The sequence below is a fragment of the Micromonospora sonneratiae genome (genome assembly GCF_042679305.1).
Lineage (GTDB): Bacteria > Actinomycetota > Actinomycetes > Mycobacteriales > Micromonosporaceae > Micromonospora_H > Micromonospora_H sonneratiae.
Genome location: NZ_JBHTMP010000022.1, coordinates 24969 through 43645 on the forward strand (window position 1 = coordinate 24969; position 18677 = coordinate 43645).

The window sequence follows — 18677 nt, forward strand, 5'->3', positions numbered from 1 at the left end:
GCGTTTTCGGCAGCGGCCGGCTATCGGAAGCGCCGTCGGGCGCGCCACATCAGCCCGCCGTTGACCAGGAGCGTGATTCCGCAGATCGCACCGGCCACCCCGCCGCCGAGCACGATCATCGCCGGCAGTGACGCCCAGAGCAGGATGGTCAACAGGAGCAGGATCCGGGTTCGGCGGCCCCGGACCCGGTCGTCGAGTCGGGCGAAGAACGCGGGATCGGTTGCCCTGAGCTGCCGGGTGATCTGCTCGAACCGGCGCTGATCCTCTTTGCTGAGCATGCTGGTGGCCTTCCCCTCACGCGTCAACGGTCCGGCGGCATACCCGCTTCGGAGCCGACTCACGCACTTTCGGCCGACAGCTCGTTCGATCCGGTTCCCGTCCCAGGCTGCATCGGTGCAGCCTGGGACGGGTGGGAACACCGGGACCGATGACAGGGCCGGGACCGGTGGGAGGACCGGGTCGGATGGGGAGGGGTCAGCGGCTACGGCGGGGCAGGGGCAACTGACCGGGGAACCCGGCCGGGGAGTTGGCCGGGCTCATCGACCTGAGGGTGTCGACCAGCAGGTGCTGGGTCGCGTACGAGTCGGGTAGGCGCCACTGGACCAGTTCCGGTGACACGACCCAGCGCACCGGCCCCTCGGGTAGCCGGGTCGGCGGCGCGGGTATCCACGAGCCGAGGCCGTGGCGTACCACGTAGTAGCACTGGTCCAGTTCGGGTCGCAGCGGGTCGCCGGGGCGGACCAGGAACATCCATCGTCCGGCGGGGGTGACCGCGACCGGGCCGTAGCTCCGGCCCACCTGCGTACCGCCGCGCGATCGGTGGGGGATGCGCATGCCGGCGTCGAGCACCCGTCGTCCGAGGTACGCGGGCATTTCGAGAACGTCGAAGGCGCGTCCGGTGGCCAGGAGCAGGCTGTGCGGCTGGTGCTGCCACCAGGCGGTGACCATGGCCGGATCGGCGCTGGCCGCCTTTTCCCAGCTTGCCAGTGCGGGGTGGCAGGCCCTGGTCCGACAGCCGTCCCGATCGCAGACGAATCGCCTGCCGGTCAGGCAGGCCCCGGGCACCACCTCCCAGCCGTGCTCGGCGTAGCGCACGGCGATCCGGCGCAGCCGGGCCCGATCCAATAGTGCAAGATGGATGAATCGCGAACGGACACTCCACCACATTCTACGAAAACCCCCTACTTCAGCATCGGCGATGGATCGGGCGTTAAGCACCGTTACCGGGACCACCCGTGGTCGTTGGTTCGGGCAGACAGCCGGTTGCAAGTTGCACGAAAAATTACGAGGTTGGGATGCCATGCTGACGTACCTGCTGTGCGACCGGTGCAGAAAGGAAATCGTGGACGGGACGTAACAATCGCACGTTAACGCCGGTAAAACTCAAATAGCCCGATCCGGGGTCCGCTGAACGAGGTAAAGGGGAGGAAAAGGGACGTGGATGAGGTACCCATAGGGCGCCGCGTCGCGTACTGGCGAGGACGCCGCAACATGTCGCAGCAGGTCTTTGCTGATCGCCTCGGCAAGTCGAAGAGCTGGGTCGACAAGGTCGAGCGGGGCGTACGGCGGTTGGACAAGTTCTCGGTGCTCCACGAGATTGCCGATGTCCTGCGGGTCGATGTCCAGTTGCTGCTCGGCAAGGAGCCCGAGCGGCGTACGGACGCGCTCAACTGCATCGACCAGGTCGAGGTGGAGGCGATTCGTTCGGCTCTGGAGCGTTACGAGTCGATGCCGGCCTTCTTCGTCCCGGCACCGGATCCGCCCGCGCTGGACGAGGTGCGCAAGTCGGTACGCCATGCCTGGCTGACGCTCCAGTACGCCAGGTACGGCGTGCTGACCAGGGCTTTGCCGAAGCTGCTCCGGGACACGCAGGCCGCTGACGCGGCCTATCGGGGGGGCGACGAACGGGCCCAGGAGGCTGCTCACCTGTTGGGGCAGGTCTACCAGATCGCCTCGTCGACCCTGCGCAAACTGGGGGAGCACGAGTTGGCCTGGCTGGCCGCCGACCGGTCGATGGCCGTCTCCCAGCGATCGGGCGATCTGCTATTGACCGGCGTGGCGACCTGTCGGGTCGGTAATGCATTGTTGGCATTGGGACGACCCAAGTCGGCACTAGAGGTCAACGTCAATGTTGCCAGCCAGCTTGCGCCGAATGGCTGCCGGGCCGCCAGCGCGCAGCAGTTGTCGGTGTACGGGCTGCTGTTGTTACAGGGTGCAATGGCGGCGGCGCGGATCGGTGACAATGCCACGGTGCGGGAGTTGTTCGTCGCTGCTCAGGAGGCAGCCGATCAGCTCGGCGGGGACTACAACCATTATTGGACGAGTTTCGGGCCGACCAATCTGAGCCTGCACCAGGCCGCTGCCGCCGTGGAGTTGGGTGAGGGTGGGCGGGCGGTACGGACCGATCAGGAGATCGACCCCGACCGGTTCAACGCGCTGCTGCCCGAGCGGCGGGCCCATCACCTGCTCGACCTCGCCCGGGGGTTTGCGCAGATCGGGAACATGGAACAGGCCGGTGAGTCCCTGCTCCGAGGGGACCAGTTGGCCCCTTCGGAGATCCGTTGCCGGCCGATCGCCCACGAGGTGATGTCCGATGTGCTGCGTCGCACAAGGGGTGCGCCGTCATCTCCGATAGTGGAGTTGGCTGAGCACATGGGAGTTGGAATATGAGCCGGATTCCGGCCGCATGACCAGACGGAGCGAGGTCACCGGTCGGGTGGGGCAGCCGAGACATGTTGATTCCGTACCGGCCCCGACCGGCGTGGACATCGAGAGTTGCCACCGTGGGGTGCTCTATGCGATCGCCTGTGGATCGCCGTTGGCCCGCGACGTCGGCCAGTTGGTCGCGCTCGCGCAGGCGGATGGCTGGGACGTCTGCGTGGTGACGACGCCGGACGGCCGCAAGTTCGTGGACGGGCCGGCGTTGGCCCGGCAGACCGGTCATCCGGTACGAACTACTTACAAGAATCCGGGTGATCCGGATGTACTTCCCCCGCCGGATGCGTTCGTTGTCGGGCCAGCGACGGTCAACACGGTCAACAAGTGGGCCGCCGGCATCACCGACACGCTGGCCCTCGGTCTGCTCGTCGAGGGGCAGGGCCGAGGGTTGCCGATCGTGGCGATGCCGTTCACCAATGCCGCGATGGCCGGACACCCGGCCTTCCAGGAAAGCCTCGCCCGGTTGCGGGCCTGGGACGTGACCGTGCTGTTCGGTGACGATGTCCTGCCTCCGCATTCACCGGGAACAGGCGAAAGACTGCTTTCCAGGTTCCCGTGGCACCTCGCTCTGGACGCCCTGCGGGCCAGAGCGTGTGTCGGTGGCGGCGGAAACTGAGTTGAACCCGGTCCGGTCCGGCTGGCCTGCCAAGTCGGACCGGACCGGCCTCGACTGCCGGCCTGCTGAGCTGCTGGTCTATCTGCTGGAATGCCCCATCTGCCGGATTGCCGAACCGGTGGGACAGTTGGTGGTCATGCGCCGGTAAGCTGGGCCGCCGTGAGCACAACCCCATCCCGTACGGCGACCGTGGCCGATGTCGTCGCGCTGCTCGACCAGCGCTACCCGCCGGCCTGGGCCGAACAGTGGGACCGGGTGGGACTCGTGCTCGGTGAGCCGTCCGCCCCGGTCCGCCGCATCGCCTGCGTCGTGGACTGTGTGCCGGAAACCGTCGCCGAAGCGCTCGAAGCCGGTGCGGACCTGATCGTGGCGCACCATCCGCTGCTACTGCGCGGAGTGTCGTCGGTCGCGCCGACCACGTACAAGGGGCGGATCATCCACCAGCTGATCAAGAACGACATCGCCCTGTACGTCGCTCACACCAACGCTGACGTCGCCAATCCGGGTGTTTCCGACGCGCTGGCCGCCCGGCTGGGCCTGACCGACCTGCGGCCGTTGCACCCGCCCGCACCGGGCAGCCCCGCTGCCGGACAGGGGCGCGGGCTGGGCCGGATCGGGCAGCTACCGCAGCCGATGACCCTCGCCGAACTGGCCCGGCACACGGCCCGGGTACTGCCCGCCACCGCCTGGGGGGTACGGGCGGCCGGCGAGCCCGACCGGATGGTCAGTACGGTTGCGGTCAGCGGCGGGTCGGGCGACTCGTTTTTGACCGACGCGACCGCTGCCGAAGTAGACGTGTTCCTCACCGCTGACCTGCGTCATCATCCCGCCAGTGAACATGTCGCCGAGGGCGGTCCGGCACTGCTGGACGCGGCCCACTGGGCGACCGAGCGGCCCTGGCTGGACGATCTCGCGGCGTACCTGCGGGACAGCCTGGGCGTGACGACGCTGGTGTCGGACCTGGACACCGACCCGTGGACGGTGCACGCCGCATCACCCGCATCCCCCGTGGACAAGGAGCCCCGCCCGTGAAGGCCGATCCCAAAGCCCAGCGCCGCCTGCTCGACCTCCAGGCGCTGGACACCGCGCTCACCCAGCTCGCGCACCGTCGCCGTACGCTGCCCGAGCGGGCCGAGCTGGACGTGCTGGCCCGTGAACTGTCCGCGCTGGAGGACGAGCGGGTCCGGGCGCAGGTGGCGGTCGACGACCTGGACCGGGACATCGCCCGGCTGGAGAAGGACATCGACCAGGTCCGGGTTCGCAAGGACCGGGACCAGGCCCGGCTGACGTTGGGTACGGGGCCGGCCCGCGAGCTGGAGGCGCTCCAGCACGAGATGACCTCGCTCAACCGGCGGCAGACCGAGCTGGAGGACGCCGAGCTGGAGTTGATGGAGCAGCGGGAGACCGCTCAGGGCGTACTCGACGGGGTCGAGCAGCGACTGGCCAGCGCCCGGGAACGGCGGGCCGGTGTCGAGCAGCGGCGGGACCAGGCGCTGGTGGAGATCGCCAAGGAGGAGGAGTTCAAGGCGGGTGCGCGGCAGCCGCTGGTGAACGACCTGCCCGGCGACCTGGTGGCGCTCTACGAGAAGATCCGCGAGACGTCGGGTGGACTTGCCGCTGCGCTGCTCACCGCCGGTCGGTGCGGTGGTTGCCGGCTGGAGTTCTCCGGTGCGGACCGGGCCCGGATCAAGGCCGCCGCCCCGGACGAGGTGGTGCGCTGCGAGGAGTGCCGGCGCATCATGGTCCGTACCGCCGAGTCGGGCCTGTGAGTCAGCTTCGCTCCGGGAGTCAGCTCCGCCCCGGCCAACGCCGGGGCCGGAGGCTGGCGTGAGCGGGCTCAAGGTCGTCATCGAGGCCGACGGTGGCGCCCGGGGCAATCCCGGGCCCGCCGGCTACGGCGCGGTGGTCCGGGACGCCGGGTCCGGTGAGGTGCTGGCGGAACGCTCCGAGTCGATCGGCGTGGCGACCAACAACGTGGCGGAGTACCGGGGCCTGATCGCCGGGTTGGAGGCCGCCGCCGAGGTCGGGGCGGCCGAGGTCAACGTCCGGATGGACTCGAAGCTGGTCGTCGAGCAGATGTCCGGCCGTTGGCAGATCAAGAATCCGGGACTGCGCCCACTGGCCGCGCAGGCCGCCGGTCTGGTGCGCCGGTTCGACTCGGTGACCTTCGGGTGGATTCCCCGCGAGCGCAACCGGCACGCCGACGCGTTGGCCAACGCCGCGATGGACCTGGCGGCGGGAAGGCCGGTGGAACCGGTTCCGGCTCAGGCTCCGGCTCCGGCCGAGGAGCCGCCGCGCGAGGCGCTGGCAGCGGAAGCCACCGCCCGGGCCCGGGCGCACGAGGTCGCCGCACAGGCGTCGTCGGCGCGTACCTCCTGGGAACCGCGCCCGGCGATGACCGCGACCCGGCTGGTGCTGGTCCGGCACGGCGAGACGGAACTGACCGCGCAGCGGCGCTACTCGGGTCGTGGTGACGTGCCGCTCTCCGAGCGCGGGTTGGCCCAGGCGCGGGCGACGGCCGGTCGGGTGGCGTCCCTGGCACCGTCTGTCGCGGCCGTGGTCAGCTCACCTCTGTCCCGGTGTACGGCCACCGCCGGGGTCCTCGCCCGGGCGCTCGGTGACGTGCCGGTGATCCCCGAGGCGGACCTGGTGGAGTGCGACTTCGGGCAGTGGGAGGGGCGCACGTTCGCCGAGGTACGTGACCGGTGGTCCGGGGAACTGGATGCCTGGCTGGCGTCGCCGACAGTCGCGCCTCCGGACGGGGAGTCGTTCGCCCAGGTCACGACCCGGGTACGCCGGGCCGTGGCGGCGCTGATGGCGACGTACCCGGGGGAGACCGTGGTGGTGGTCTCGCACGTCTCCCCGTTGAAGCTGATCCTGCGCGATGCGCTGGCGGCCGGCGACGCGTTCCTGCACCGGCTCTACCTCGAACCGGCCGGGCTGTCCATCGTGGACACATGGCCGGACGGTGGGGTGGCGGTACGGACCGTCAACGACACCGCCCACCTCGCCGACCTCTGACCTGCTTCCTGCCGGCCGACCACCCCGGTTGAGCAAGCGGCCAACCTGGCCGGTCCCGGTCCGGGTCACCTCGGTCGGTCGAGAAAACCGACCACGCAGCGGACGAAGGCCGCCGGCTCGTCGACCCAGGGAAAATGGGCGGTGTTCGGCAGTTCGGTGACCTCGGCCTGCGGAAACAGTTCGGCCAACCGGGCAGCGGCGGCCGGGGTCGGTGCCGGGTCGAGCGCACCGGCGACGATCAGGACCGGACCGTCCAGCCTGGCCAGGTCGGCCCGGAGTGCGGTGACGTCCGGCTCGAAGTCGGCGTAGAAACCGGCCGCGCCAGCGTCGGAACACTGGCTGGGGCCGGCCTCGCTGTGTGCGCGGGAGCGCTCGTTCCACCGGCCGTACGCGAACGGTGCGGTGGCCGCCCGCAGCCGCGCGATCTCCTCGTCGCTGACGCCGCGACCGACCGCCTCCTGCCAGGCCTCCCCGGCGGCCCTGGCCGCCGGATACCACCACTCGCCGGCGCGGGCGTCGATCGCTTCCTCGAAGCCGATCGCGTCGAGGCCGACCGCCTGTAGGCCCGGGGTGACCAGCACCAGCCGGGCCAGCCGTTCGGGAAACCGGGCGGCGTAGAACTGTGCGACATTGCCTCCGGCGGAGTGGCCCAGCAGATCCATCCGATCCAGGCCGAGGTGCACCCGTAGCGCCTCGACGTCGTCGACGAGCCGATCGCAGCGGTACGTGGCTGGATCGTCCGGGATTCCGGACTCCCCGGTGCCCCGATGGTCGAGCACGATCAGCGTGCGATGCCGGCTCAGTCCGCCCAGATCCTCCAGATAGGACCCGGCCCGAGCCGGCCCACCGGGTAGGCAGACCAGGGGCGCCCCGGAACCGGTCACGTGGTACGCGAGTCGGGTCGAGTCGTACGACGGGAACAGCGGCATCGAACCAGCATCCCAGGCAGTTGGATGGAGATCAATGTCTACCGGTCGGTCCGCCCCTCGCCCTGATCATGGTGATCAGGGAACCAACTCGCGCATGTCGCCGGGGTGTCGTGCGGTAGGTTCCTGAGCACGCGGATCAGGGCGGCTCAGCGGTTCCGGGTGTGAGCGTCGAGTGCCTGGTTGAGTCGGTGCAGCGCCTGGGCCAGATCGCGCCGGTCGACGGTCGTCCAGTCGGCCAGCACGTCGTCGTAGAGGCGGATCCGGGCGGCGCGTACGGCGGCCATCCGGCACAGCCCCGCCGGTGTGGGGGCGATCATCGTCCCTCGGCCGTCGCTCGGGTCGGGTTCACGGACGATGAGTCCGTCCCGCTGCATGGCGGAGACCTGTCTCGTGACGGTGGAGCCGTCCAGGTTCAGCACCTCGGCCAACGCCGAGACGTTCTGCGGGCCGGCTGCGTCCAGCTGCCGCAGGATGACGTACGCCGCGCGATCGAGTAACCGGTGTTCGGCGGTCGGGGTGCGTCGGCGGGTCGCCTCACCCAGGCGCATCAGCAGCGCCACCTCGGTCTCGATCCGACCGAGGGTGACGTCGTCAATTCCGCTGGCCGGGGTGCCATCGTGTTCGGCGGCGGTTCCGGTGTCGGCGCTCATAGCTGTATGATACATGAAAATTACCTGTACCATACAGCTATCTCGGGAGGCGGAGTGGATCGGCGCACCGAACCCAACCGCGGAGCCATCTACGCCACCACGGTGGTGGCGTTCCTGGCCATCTCCGGCATCGCCGTCGTGGACCCGATCCTGCCGGTCATCGGCGAGGCCATCGGAGTGACCGCGTGGCAGGTCGAACTGCTGTTCACCGCGTACATCGCGTTGATGGCGGTGGGCATGATCCCGGCGACCCTGGCCAGCGGCCGGTTCGGCTTCAAACCGGTGCTGATCACCGGAGTGACCGTGGTCGGCATCGCGGCGGTGCTGGCCTCGATGAGCAGCAACATCGTCCAGTTGTCGGTACTACGTGCCATCTGGGGCCTGGGCAACGCCATGTTCTTCGCCACCGCGATGGTGGTGCTCGTCGCGCTGGCCAACGACCGGGAGTGGGTCGTCGGGCTCTTCGAAGCCGCGCTCGGCCTGGGATTCGCCGTCGGACCGCTGCTCGGCGGACTGCTCGGAGAGGTGAGCTGGCGGCTGCCCTTCCTCGTCTGCGGCCTGCTCATGGTGCTGGCACTGGCGCTGGCTGCCCGGCGACTACGCGAACCGGCGACCCACCAACCCCCGGTCAAGCTGGGGGCCATCTTCGCCACCTACCGTCGGCCGGCCTTCGTCGCCCTGTGCGCGGTGACCGCGGCGTACAACTTCGTCTTCTTCGTGGTGCTCGGCTACACCCCGCTCTTCCTCCACCTGGACGTCGTACCCCTCGGGCTGGCCTTCACCGGCTGGGGCCTCGGCCTCGCCGCGGGCATCCTGGTGGTCGGACATCGGCTGGCCCACCGGATCGGAGCCGTGCAGACGGTCGGCGTGGCGATCGGCGGACTGCTGATCTGTCTGGTGCTCTTCGCGACCTCGACCGGCACCGCCGAGTCGGTCATCGTGCTGGTGGTGTCCGGGCTGTTCATGGGACTGGCCAACGTCAACCTGACCGACCTGGCGCTCGGCCTCGGCAACTCCGATCGCCGGATCGCCACCGGTGCGTTCAACCTGGTCCGCTGGGGAGCCGCCGCACCCGCGCCGATCATCGCCGGCAAACTCGCCGAACACTCGCTTTCCTGGCCGTTCTGGCTGGGAGCGGGCATCCTGACGGTCGGCGCGCTGGTCTACCTGGCGTTCGGGCACATCATGGCCGCCGGCTACGGCGAGCGGGTGCTGTGGGCGCGGTGGAACCGGGCCGCAAGGTCGGTTGAGGGTACGCCGGAAGAGGCCGTGGGCGAGGTCATCTGACCAGGTACGGAATCGTCGTAACCTCCCGATCGAGGATCGGTGGTCGTCGGGCCCGGACCCATTGTGAGTGCCGCCATGATCCGCGTGATCAGGGAACTGGCGTCGACACACCGACGACACGCTCAAGCTGGTCCCTGATCATGAGATCAGGTGGATCTGGCGGATCAGGCGGTGAGGGCACGGTGGAGCAGGACCAGGCCGATCGCCGTACCGAAGACCACGATCACTGCCTTGAGTACGGTGGGCGGCAGTCGACGGACGAGCCTGGCACCGAGATAGCCGCCGACGATGGTGGCGGGCGCGACCACGGCGACAGCAGCCCAGTTGACCGGGCCGAAGACGGCGAAGACACTGACGGTGGTCAGCCCGACGACCGCAGACAGCAGGTTCTTCAACGCGCTGACCCGGGCCAGGGACTCGTCCAGCACCAGCGCCAGCCCGGCCACCAGCATCACCCCGAGAGCGGCACCGAAGTAGCCGCCGTACACCGCACCGAGCGCGACCATCGTCTGGAGAGCGAGGGTACGGCGGCGTGGGCTCAGGTCACGCGGATGCCCGACCAACCGGCGCAGCCGGGTCTGGAACGCGAGTACGGTGGTCGCACCCAACACGAGGAACGGGACCACCAACTCGAACGCCCGGGCCGGGGTGGCCAGCAACAGCACACATCCGGCGACAGCACCGAGTACGGCGGCAGGCAGCAGCCGTACGACGTTCCGACGCCCCGGCAGGTCCGCCCGACTGCCGACGACACTGGCCAGGTAACCCGGACAGACAGCTACGGAGTTGCTGACATTGGCGGGTACGGGGGGCACCCCGATCGCGATCAACGCGGGAAAGGTGATGAGTGAACCGCCGCCGGCAACCGCGTTGACAGTGCCTGCGGCGAGTCCGGCGGCGAGTAGCAGTCCCGCCTCGGTGAGATTCATCGTTTGCCGAGGCTAGCGCGTAGAACCGGCCCCGGCAGCAGGGAAGATCATGCCCGTGGCTGGGCGTTGACTCTGATGCGTAGAATCATCGGCGCGATGGACGAGTCGACTGGGCGGTCGCGTCGGCGGGCCTTGAGCCCGTCGCCGAGGAACGTCCGGACTCCACAGGGCAGGGTGGTTGCTAACGGCAACCCGGGGCGACCCGCGGGATAGTGCCACAGAAAACAAACCGCCGAGTCGGATATTCGTGCCGAAAGGCGCGAACTGGCTCGGTAAGGGTGAAACGGTGGGGTAAGAGCCCACCAGCATCCCGGGTGACCGGGGTGGCTAGGTAAACCCCACCCGGAGCAAGGCCAAGAGAGGATCATCACCGAGAGGTGACGGTCCGCGCAGGCGATCGAGGGCGGCCCGCCCGATGCCTGCGGGTAGGCTGCTGGAGCCTGCCGGCAACGGTAGGCCGAGATGGATGGCCGCCACCGGTGCGTACCGGCAACGGTAGGTACCGGGACAGAATCCGGCGTACAGGTCGACTCGTCCGTCGCCCACCAGCTCAGAGCCACGATCAAGGCTCTGAGCTGCTTGTTTATGTGGGTGCTGTTGGTTGACCTTGGTCATCGTTGGGCGGCTTCTGACGGCCCGGTGACGGCCCAGACGGCCCAGGGACGGCCCAGGAAATTGGCTTCCTGATCAGATAAACCCTTGCCGGTGGTGGCGCGGTCGTCTGTCCGTCCTGGCGGCCTGGTGCTCGCGGCCGGCAGGTAGGGGAGGGGCCGGGTACGGGCTCGGCGGTGGAGGTGCTGCCGCGACCCGGCGACTCGGTGGCAAGCCAGTCCCGGGTTTGGACTGGCGCGGCAGTTGGAAGCCCCGACCACGACGGCGGCCAGCCACGTCGGCTTCCGTCACGGCCTTGCTGGGCTGGTGCCTGGTGTGGAGGGGCGGTGTCCCGGCGGCTGTCGGTGGCTTTCCGTCCCGGCGCCGGAGGCAGCCGGGACGGCGTGCCGCCGGCCGGGCTTGCCGCCCCCGCACCGCGCGGAGCGCGGTGCCTTGATTCCGAAAAAGAGAGATTCGGCAGCCATATCGCTAGAGGAGTTAGTCCAACCGAGACCGGAGCCTTTAACGGCGCCGTTGTGGGCCTGCAAATACCGATGTGGGCGACCGTCTGGCGGTATTCAGCCGGTGGGTTGCTGTACTCGCTGGGTCGACCTTCAACTCAGGCGGAGATCTTGTCTTCGACGAGGAAGACTGTCGCTGCCATCGTTGAAATCAGTCCTGCAGTGTGCCATCCCTGTTTACCGCGCTACACCACAAGGGAGCCTGAAACAGGAAGTAACCACTGACGAGCAGCGACAGAACGATGAGGAAGACAGGGCCAGCCGTGCGTGTCTACCACGCGGTTATAAGGATGGCAAAAACGAGGTAGCCCCAATATCGGGCGAATCCCTTCATGGATGCTGAGCGTACATGAAGGATGGCAGAACGTAAATCTGTTTCGTCGGCTATCGGACATATCCAACTTGGCAGACTGGATCGATCTGCACAGTGCGTATCTGCTGGCAGGGGCAACCTCTACGCAGAGTTGACGAGCGGCCCTGCTTGGTACTGCTGCGTTCCGCTCTTGACCGCTGGCTCGGGCACGTAACGGACACCTCGAGGTTCGTCCGGCCGCTCGAGATGCTGTACTTTCCTGCTGTGCTTCTGATCCCGCGCTTGCCGCCGATGGCAGGCGGCAGCGGTGGGGAACTTCGCGACGAAGGGCGCAGCGATGGAGGGAAAGACTAATGCTTGAGGGTGAAAGAATCGACCTCCAGAGCCGGCGAAACGTCGTCAACGATTTGTCGGATGACTTAATCAATGAGAAGTATGTACGTGGCGAGGTCCGTATCGTAACGGAGCAAGCCCGCTATCCTTTGAGCTCGATACCGCAACTTCTTGAGAGCGGGGACTACCTCCTGCGCCCCGATTATCAAAGGAGAAGGCGCTGGTCGACGGAGAAGAAGTCGCGCCTTATTGAATCTCTAGTGATGAACGTACCCATTCCGCCAATATTCTTGTACGAGTTCGATTACTCGAAGTATGAAGTGATGGACGGGCTTCAGCGCCTTTCGACCATTAGAGACTTTTATGCGAACGCATTCGCGTTACAGGGACTTGTCGAGTGGGAGGAGTTGAACGGTCGCACCTACTCGTCCCTGCCAACAAGCGTTCGGGCGGGAATCGATAGACGATATCTCTCATCCATCATCCTTCTGCAAGAGACGGCGCGGAATGAAACCGAGGCAAGGGCTCTCAAGCAACTCGTCTTCGAGCGCATCAACAGTGGAGGGGAGAAGCTCACTCCCCAGGAGACGCGGAACGCGGTTTACGGCGGGTTGATGAATGAGCTTTGCCTTGCTCTATCTCGTCGTCCGTCCCTATGCTTGACTTGGGGGATTCCTGTTGGGAACCACGAAGAAGAGGCTGCAGATCCAGATCATGAGGAAGACGCCGAACTGCTAGAGAACGACGCATATCGGGAGATGTTCGATGTCGAACTCGTGCTTCGATTTTTTGCGTTCAGGCAAGATCCCCAGTACCTTGCCAAGTCTCTTCGAGACTACTTTGATGAGTATCTGAAGCGTGCTAACCGTTTCGATTCACGGCTTATTTATGGGCTCGGCAAACTATTTGAAGCCACCATCGACCTTGTGTACGAGGTGTTTGGTGAGCGCGCCTTTTGGCTTTGGCGCCAGCGGAATGGGCGCTGGAACTGGCTCAGCCGACCCACCACTGTAGCTTACGACACCATCATGTTCGCAATGAGTCAGAGAATTCACCAGAAGGGTCTTATTCTCGAATACAAGGATGAGTTGGTGGCGAGGCTACCAGGCTTCTATGTAGAGAACTACAGCAGTTTCGCGGGCCGCTACACGAATCCCAGCAATATTATCTTGAGGCGAGAGCTGTTCGGCGCTTTCATCGACGGCGTGCTAGGGGACGGTCGCCGATGAGACCCGCGATCCTCGAGTTTGAGCGGCTCACTGAGGATCTGACTCGCCTGCTCCAGAGGGGCGACGCGGAAGAAAGGATTCTTGCAGCAGACTTTGCCTCCGTGGCGCCGGGCGACCTGCATGACTGCCTGATCCTATTTCGAGAGTCTGTCGAACCATTTGCTGTCAAGATGGCTCAGTATGCCACCCAACTGGTGCTGCTTTATGGTGCCTTCGAGCGCCTTATTGAAGGGCTCGTGACCGGCACTATTCACACCTTGAACGAGCTCGTTCCGTCGATGGACCATCTTCCCGATAGGCTGAAAGACAATCATCGCCGGAAATCCCTCGATGCTCTCCGCGACGAAATCTGGTTGACGCGCATGAAAGATCCGATGCTCTCGGCTAGGCTGATCGAGAATCTGCATTCTTGTGAGTCAAAGGCGGGGAACTATAAACTGAACGCTGCGGCTTATGCGCGCCATGCCGGCAACTTTCGCCGTAGGACCATCGATGATGCATTCAGGGAGCTTGGGATAGATGACTTCCTAAAGCTGGTCGTGGGCACCAAGGAGTTTGCCGCTTACCGCGCAACTGGTGACCACGGATCGGGAATTCTGGGGAGCGATTTAGGTGCGATCGACGATCTTGCTGATCGACGTAACGAGATAGCGCATGGCAGTCCTGCAGGGCTGCTTACGCGTGATGAGATCCGGGAGTACTTGGCGTTTTTTAATGCATTTGCTAGGGCGGCTTATTCCGTCCTTCGCCAGCACCTTGGGTCTTTCCTTGTGAAGTATCACGCTGCGACCTTCCGTGGTGATTTGAAGGTGCATTATAGATCCGTCATATGTCTCGACCTCGCCACTCTCCCGGAGGGCACGTTACTCCAAGTTGGTGACCCACTTGCGGTAGACGTCGGTCTCCCCTCGGGCTATGAACTTGGGAGGGTGTTAACCATTCGAACCTCTTCCGGCGATGTGCAGAAGATTCGCTCTCATGCTGGGGTCGAGGTTTGCCTTGGAACCTCTTGTCAAATCATGCGCATCCGAAGCCTTCACCTTGTTAATCGGGAATGCCCGGCCTCCTGGCTAGCGGACTCCTTGCCGCCGAATTAGTTGCAGGCTGTCTAGTTTGGCTGGGTTCGATGCTAGGTTGTTGCGCATTTTGATGTAGCGATGAGTTCGGCTGGAGGCGCGGATCTCTAAAGCGGCCGAAATTTTCCGGAATGGCAGCGGTGGAGGTAGTCTTATTGGTCAACCAATATTCCTGAGGGTTAGGGGAATAGTGAGTTGGGGTGGGCTAATGGACGTAATGTCGGACAGGTCTGAGATCTACTGCACGGGTCCGAAGGTTGTTTCGGTCGACGATCTGATCGGGGATGAGAAGTTTCAAGTACTAAATTCGCCAACCAGTGAAGCCAAGTAGTGTATGCCGGTCACTTAGGCCTGTTATTCCTTGTTTGGCTAGGGTTGCCGTCGGACGGGGAGAGGAGAGTTGGTCGAACAGCTACGGATCCGTCACTCGTTGCCGATGGTGCAGGGAGTGAGGTGACCGTGATGAAGGGGGCATCGGGTTCCATCGGGTAGGCGTTGGTCACAGATGACGCGGTGGTGATTGGTCTGGTCGTCTTCATGGGTGACGGTGGTTTCGCCTTGGTCGACGTCTGGGATGAAGCTGAGGAAGTCTGCGAGTAGGGCGGCCATTTCGAGAGCTGTGCCGAGGGTTCTGGCATGGAATGGGACGTGTAGGACGAATCGCGGGTCCGGGTCGGTTAGCCCGATGAGCCTTGTAGGCAACTGGGCCGCTGTTGGGTTGATGCAGTTTCGGGGTGGCGTGGTCGAGTTGTAGTTGCTTCCGGGCACGTTCCGCTTTCCCTTCGTGGAAGTGGGTCGGGGTGCGGGTTCAGGTGACCAGTCCTGGCCCGCACCCCGATTTGGTGCCGTCGTACTTCACCTGCCTCCGTGGCCGTCTGTGGCGAGCGCGGAAACAGGGACCGTTGTGTACGACGAGGAATACCTAATCGGCTGCGGGGTGCACGTCGCACCTTCGTGGGCGGACTGTTGGCGAACGTCTCGGGCCCTCGTGCAACGTCCCGTGACGGGGTTGAAACGTCCCGGCAGGTGAACGTCCAATAGAGACATGAATGAACGTCTGCGGACGGTGATGGTCCGTCGTGGGGTACGGGTTGAGGACCTGGCCGATGAGTGCGGGGTCGACCCGAAGACGGTAGAGCGGTGGATCAGCCTGGGGCGGGTTCCGCATCGCCGGCATCGGTGGACGGCTGCCCGTCGGCTGGGGGCGGAAGAGGCGTACCTGTGGCCTGAGGTGCTGGCTTCGGCGGTGGGGAAGCGGGGTGAGGCGAGTCGGGCTGAGCTGATCGAGATCTTTCCGGATCGGGCGTCGGTGCCGCGTGAGACCTGGCTGCGGCTGCTGTCGGAGGCACAGGAGCGGGTGGACGTGCTGGTGTTCTCGGGGACGTTCTTCGCTCAGATTCAGCCGCGTGTGGCTCGGATGATTGCCGACCGGTTGTCGGTGGGGGTGCAGGTACGGCTGTGTTTCGGCGATCCGTCCAGTGACGCGGTGGCGGTCCGGGACCGGGAAGAGGGCCTGGGCGGGACGTTGGCGGCAAAGATCCGCGCGTCACTGACCTACTACCGGGAACTCGCGGACGCGGAAGGTTGTGAAATCCGGCTGCATCCGACGACGCTCTACAACAGCCTGTTTCGCTATGACGATGAGATTCTGGTGAACCCGCACGCGTACGGGGAGGCAGCTTCGGCGAATCCGACGCTGCATCTTCGTAGGGTCGACGGTGGCGGGCTGTTCGAGCATTACACGGATAGTTTCGAGCGGGTGTGGGCTACCGGGATGCCGTGGCTGGGCGGGGAGGTCTGATCGTGGGGCGTGTCGAGTACTGGAACGATCCGGACGCGCCGAAGGCGAACACGCTGGTACCGGCGTGCGGGGTGCTGGCCGTCGACGACCACGGGTCGATCCTGCTGCAACGGCGGCGGGACACCGGACAGTGGGCATTGCCGATGGGAAAGATGGAGATCGGCGAGTCCCCGTCTGCCTGCGCGGTACGGGAAACCCTGGAGGAAACCGGGGTGGTGGTGGAGGTGGTCGGGATCGTCGGTGTCTACTCCGACCCGGGGCACATCGTGGCGTACTCCGATGGTGAGGTGCGGCAGGAGTACGAAGTCACGTTGTTGGCTCGTCCGGTGGGTGGTGCCCCGGCGGCGAACGATGAGGCGAGTCACGTCGACTGGTTTCCGCCGGACGAGCTGGACGGCCTGGACATCCATCCGACGATGCGTCGGCAGATCGTCGACTACCTCGCCGGCCGTACGCCACACGTCGACTGAGCCAGCCAGAAAGACGGAAACGCCCCGATTCCCTCTGCGCGGGATCGGGGCGTTCATGTGCGGGGTGGTGCTGGTCGTGGCTACAGCTCCTCGACGGCGAGGGCGGTCACGAGTTCTTCCATGCTGGTGATGATCGCGTCGGCTTCCGCGAGGCGGGTTTGCTTGCCTGGCTTGTTGGCGTAGCCGATGGCCGGTACCCGGGCAGCGTGGGCGGCGTCGATGTCGCTGGGGGTGTCACCGACCAGGACGCAAGTCTCGGGGGCGGCGTGTAGCTCGGCGACGGCGGCCAGCACGGGTGCCGGGTGGGGTTTCATCTGCGCCGGGTCGGCGTAGGCGCGGCCGATGACGGGGTGCACGTAGCGGGCGAGGCGGTGCGCGGTCAGGTAGGCGGTGACGGATTCGGCGGAGTTGTTCGACACGATTGCGACCTTGCGGCCGGTCTGGTGGGCGCCGACGATGACTTCCCTGGCGTACGGGGTCGCTGTGGCGGTGCGAACCGCGGTGACCTCGGCTGCGCGTAGGGCGTCGTCGACCCGGCGGGCGATCAGCGGCCGGTCCAGAGTGGCGGTGAAGCGGAGCACCGCGAGGGGATCGGACTCGGCCCGGATCTCTTCGGGCAGGGTCACGCCCTGGTCGACGAGCAACTTTCGTAGTTCCCCGGCGATCGTGGGGGCGGGGTAGCCGGAGAAGACGCTGCATATGGGGCCGTCGAAGTCGAGCAACAGGTAACGGGTGCGCTCGACGATGGGGGCGAGACTGCGGCTGGTCATGACACGTACTCGCGGGCGATCGTGTTCCACATGCTGTCGAACCAGGCGCGGGCCTGCTCGACATAAAGGCCGTCGTTGGACGAGTCGTCGTCGCTGGGCGTGAACGGGAACAGGATCGCGTCCTTGCCCATGGCGTCGTAGATCGCCAGCGGCTTTCCGTCGATGTTCACGGTGTGCTCCACGACGGGGTAGAAGCCGAAGAACGCTTCCTCGTCGTTGATGATGAACAGCTTGAACAGCGGGGCCGCGCGGTGTACCCGTACTTCGGTGGTGGCGGTCTTGACCAGGTCGAGATGAGCCAGCTCCGCGACCGCGTCAACAACCGCATGGATGGACCGATCGGTGATCCGCTGGGCACGGGCGCGGATGCCTGGGTCGTCGGCCCGGTCCTCGGCACGGCACGGGATCGCCGCCGGCGCGGACATGTCCGAGATCATCACCCGTAGCCGGATCGACTCCGGGGTGAGCCGTCCGATGCGGACCTTGTCGAGGGTTTCCTGAATCGCGTTGTACAGGGTCTCACCGGAGAACCCGGCGAAGTCGATCGTGACGTGGGTGGCCTCGAACGCGCGCTCGATGTGCGGGCGTAGCCCTACTGGTCGTTCGGTGTTGGCGCGTACGAAGGTGCCGCTGCCCTGGCGGGTGACGATCAGACGTTCTTCTTGCAGCTTCCGCAGGGCGGCCTTGATCGTTTCGCGGGCGACGCTGAACCGTTCGACGAGTTCGTGTTGCGAGGGCAGCTTCTCGCCGGGGGCGAACTTGCCTGTCTTGATCTCCGCGCGGAGGGCTGCGGCGATCTGCTGCGACGGCGTCCGTGGGTCGTCTGGGTCAAGACTCATGCACGGACAGTACCGCTGGCTAGCCAAGCTAGGAAAGTTTTCGATCTGTCGTTGACATGACTAGCCAAGCCGGCCTACCTTTGATCCACTGCACCTGGCTAGTCAGGATGGTCAGGTCGAAGTGTGGAGGTCTGAGCAATGGCTCTGCGTGGCGGTACGAGGTTCGCCGTGCGTTTCGAGGACGTGTTCCCGGCGGGGTGCGCGTTGGTGCCCGAGTCGCTGGGCGAGGTGGAGGACTTCGACGAGAAGACGGGTCGCCGGTCTCCGGCTAAGGACAAGGTGACTGGTCAGCGGGTGTGGCAGGTGCGGGTGATGGACCTGGACCCGGAGCTTGGTAAGCGGTCGCGGGAGACGACGGTGAAGATCTCGGCTGACTATCAGCCGGTGCCACCGACGGGTGTCCCGTTCGAGGCGGTCGAGTTCGACGGGATGACGGTCACGCCGTACGTGGCGAACAACGGTCGGATGGCGTACTCGCTGCGGGCGACCGGGTTGCGTGTCCCGGCGGGTGTGAAGCAGAAGGCTGCCGCGTAGCCGCTGTTGGTGTGGGCGGGGCTGTCAGGTCTTGGCGGACGGCAGCCCCG

The 18677-nt window shown here is 65.9% G+C and carries 19 protein-coding genes and 1 other RNA gene; 13 read left to right on the forward strand and 7 right to left on the reverse strand.

The annotated features are described in order from the left end of the window. Nucleotides 1-20: 20 nt before the first annotated feature. Both ACFQ4H_RS15940 and ACFQ4H_RS15945 read right to left on the reverse strand, forming a co-directional pair. A complete protein-coding gene (locus tag ACFQ4H_RS15940) occupies nt 21-278 on the reverse strand; it encodes a DUF3040 domain-containing protein (protein ID WP_377571742.1) in 258 nt (85 codons plus the stop codon). 196 nt (nt 279-474) lie between these two features. Next, nucleotides 475-1167, reverse strand: coding sequence for a bifunctional DNA primase/polymerase (locus ACFQ4H_RS15945; RefSeq protein ID WP_377571744.1), 693 nt, complete (start codon nt 1165-1167; stop codon nt 475-477). Nucleotides 1168-1437: 270 nt separating this feature from the next. Between ACFQ4H_RS15945 and ACFQ4H_RS15950 the strand changes: the two genes are divergently transcribed. Genes ACFQ4H_RS15950 through ACFQ4H_RS15975 form a run of 6 tightly spaced genes read left to right on the forward strand, consistent with a single transcriptional unit; the run spans nt 1438 to nt 6355 of the window. Then, complete coding sequence (locus tag ACFQ4H_RS15950) at nt 1438-2670, forward strand: helix-turn-helix domain-containing protein (protein ID WP_377571746.1); 1233 nt, start codon at nt 1438-1440, stop codon at nt 2668-2670. Between the two features lie 16 nt (nt 2671-2686). Next, nucleotides 2687-3334 carry a flavoprotein gene (locus ACFQ4H_RS15955; protein ID WP_377571747.1) on the forward strand — a complete coding sequence of 216 codons (648 nt, stop codon included), beginning with the start codon at nt 2687-2689 and terminating at the stop codon, nt 3332-3334. Then, entirely contained in the window at nt 3318-3482 is a 165-nt protein-coding gene (locus ACFQ4H_RS15960; RefSeq protein WP_377571748.1) for a hypothetical protein, read from the forward strand. Before ACFQ4H_RS15955 ends, ACFQ4H_RS15960 begins: the two co-directional genes overlap by 17 nt. An 11-nt stretch (nt 3483-3493) precedes the next feature. Next, nucleotides 3494-4366, forward strand: coding sequence for a Nif3-like dinuclear metal center hexameric protein (locus ACFQ4H_RS15965; RefSeq protein WP_377571749.1), 873 nt, complete (start codon nt 3494-3496; stop codon nt 4364-4366). Then, complete coding sequence (locus ACFQ4H_RS15970) at nt 4363-5103, forward strand: zinc ribbon domain-containing protein (protein ID WP_377571750.1); 741 nt, start codon at nt 4363-4365, stop codon at nt 5101-5103. Before ACFQ4H_RS15965 ends, ACFQ4H_RS15970 begins: the two co-directional genes overlap by 4 nt. A 58-nt stretch (nt 5104-5161) precedes the next feature. Next, nucleotides 5162-6355: a bifunctional RNase H/acid phosphatase gene (locus tag ACFQ4H_RS15975; protein ID WP_377571751.1), complete on the forward strand. Its 1194-nt coding sequence runs from the start codon at nt 5162-5164 to the stop codon at nt 6353-6355. A gap of 65 nt (nt 6356-6420) precedes the next feature. Here the strand turns inward: ACFQ4H_RS15975 and ACFQ4H_RS15980 are convergent, their stop codons facing one another. Both ACFQ4H_RS15980 and ACFQ4H_RS15985 read right to left on the reverse strand, forming a co-directional pair. Then, entirely contained in the window at nt 6421-7284 is an 864-nt protein-coding gene (locus ACFQ4H_RS15980; protein WP_377571752.1) for an alpha/beta fold hydrolase, read from the reverse strand. 146 nt (nt 7285-7430) lie between these two features. Beyond that, entirely contained in the window at nt 7431-7934 is a 504-nt protein-coding gene (locus ACFQ4H_RS15985) for a MarR family winged helix-turn-helix transcriptional regulator (protein WP_377571753.1), read from the reverse strand. Nucleotides 7935-7988: 54 nt separating this feature from the next. Here ACFQ4H_RS15985 and ACFQ4H_RS15990 point away from each other — a divergent pair, with 54 nt between their 5' ends. Further along, nucleotides 7989-9221, forward strand: a complete 1233-nt coding sequence (locus ACFQ4H_RS15990; protein ID WP_377571754.1) for an MFS transporter — start codon at nt 7989-7991, stop codon at nt 9219-9221. 164 nt (nt 9222-9385) lie between these two features. Here the strand turns inward: ACFQ4H_RS15990 and ACFQ4H_RS15995 are convergent, their stop codons facing one another. Then, nucleotides 9386-10150, reverse strand: coding sequence for a sulfite exporter TauE/SafE family protein (locus ACFQ4H_RS15995; RefSeq protein ID WP_377571755.1), 765 nt, complete (start codon nt 10148-10150; stop codon nt 9386-9388). A gap of 101 nt (nt 10151-10251) precedes the next feature. On the opposite strand from ACFQ4H_RS15995, the gene rnpB reads away from it, so the two are divergent. The 5 genes from rnpB (at nt 10252) to ACFQ4H_RS16020 (ending at nt 16484) form a co-directional block, all read left to right on the forward strand. Beyond that, an RNA gene (gene rnpB, locus ACFQ4H_RS16000) (RNase P RNA component class A) lies at nt 10252-10688 on the forward strand. Nucleotides 10689-11928: 1240 nt separating this feature from the next. Beyond that, nucleotides 11929-13137, forward strand: a complete 1209-nt coding sequence (locus ACFQ4H_RS16005; RefSeq protein ID WP_377571756.1) for a DUF262 domain-containing protein — start codon at nt 11929-11931, stop codon at nt 13135-13137. Beyond that, the gene (locus ACFQ4H_RS16010; protein ID WP_377571757.1) at nt 13134-14234 is read left to right on the forward strand and encodes a HEPN domain-containing protein; all 1101 of its coding nucleotides are present in this window, start codon (nt 13134-13136) and stop codon (nt 14232-14234) included. The genes ACFQ4H_RS16005 and ACFQ4H_RS16010 overlap by 4 nt, the downstream gene beginning before the upstream one ends. A gap of 1024 nt (nt 14235-15258) precedes the next feature. Further along, the gene (locus ACFQ4H_RS16015; RefSeq protein WP_377571758.1) at nt 15259-16014 is read left to right on the forward strand and encodes an XRE family transcriptional regulator; all 756 of its coding nucleotides are present in this window, start codon (nt 15259-15261) and stop codon (nt 16012-16014) included. Between the two features lie 2 nt (nt 16015-16016). Next, nucleotides 16017-16484: an NUDIX domain-containing protein gene (locus ACFQ4H_RS16020; protein WP_377571759.1), complete on the forward strand. Its 468-nt coding sequence runs from the start codon at nt 16017-16019 to the stop codon at nt 16482-16484. 80 nt (nt 16485-16564) lie between these two features. Here the strand turns inward: ACFQ4H_RS16020 and ACFQ4H_RS16025 are convergent, their stop codons facing one another. Together ACFQ4H_RS16025 and ACFQ4H_RS16030 are read right to left on the reverse strand one after the other, a co-directional pair. Then, nucleotides 16565-17254 carry an HAD family hydrolase gene (locus tag ACFQ4H_RS16025; RefSeq protein WP_377571760.1) on the reverse strand — a complete coding sequence of 230 codons (690 nt, stop codon included), beginning with the start codon at nt 17252-17254 and terminating at the stop codon, nt 16565-16567. Beyond that, complete coding sequence (locus ACFQ4H_RS16030) at nt 17251-18093, reverse strand: GntR family transcriptional regulator (protein WP_377571761.1); 843 nt, start codon at nt 18091-18093, stop codon at nt 17251-17253. Before ACFQ4H_RS16030 ends, ACFQ4H_RS16025 begins: the two co-directional genes overlap by 4 nt. A 138-nt stretch (nt 18094-18231) precedes the next feature. Between ACFQ4H_RS16030 and ACFQ4H_RS16035 the strand changes: the two genes are divergently transcribed. Next, on the forward strand, nt 18232-18627 hold the full coding sequence (locus tag ACFQ4H_RS16035) for a transcriptional regulator (protein WP_377571762.1): 396 nt from the start codon (nt 18232-18234) through the stop codon (nt 18625-18627). Nucleotides 18628-18677 lie beyond the last annotated feature (50 nt).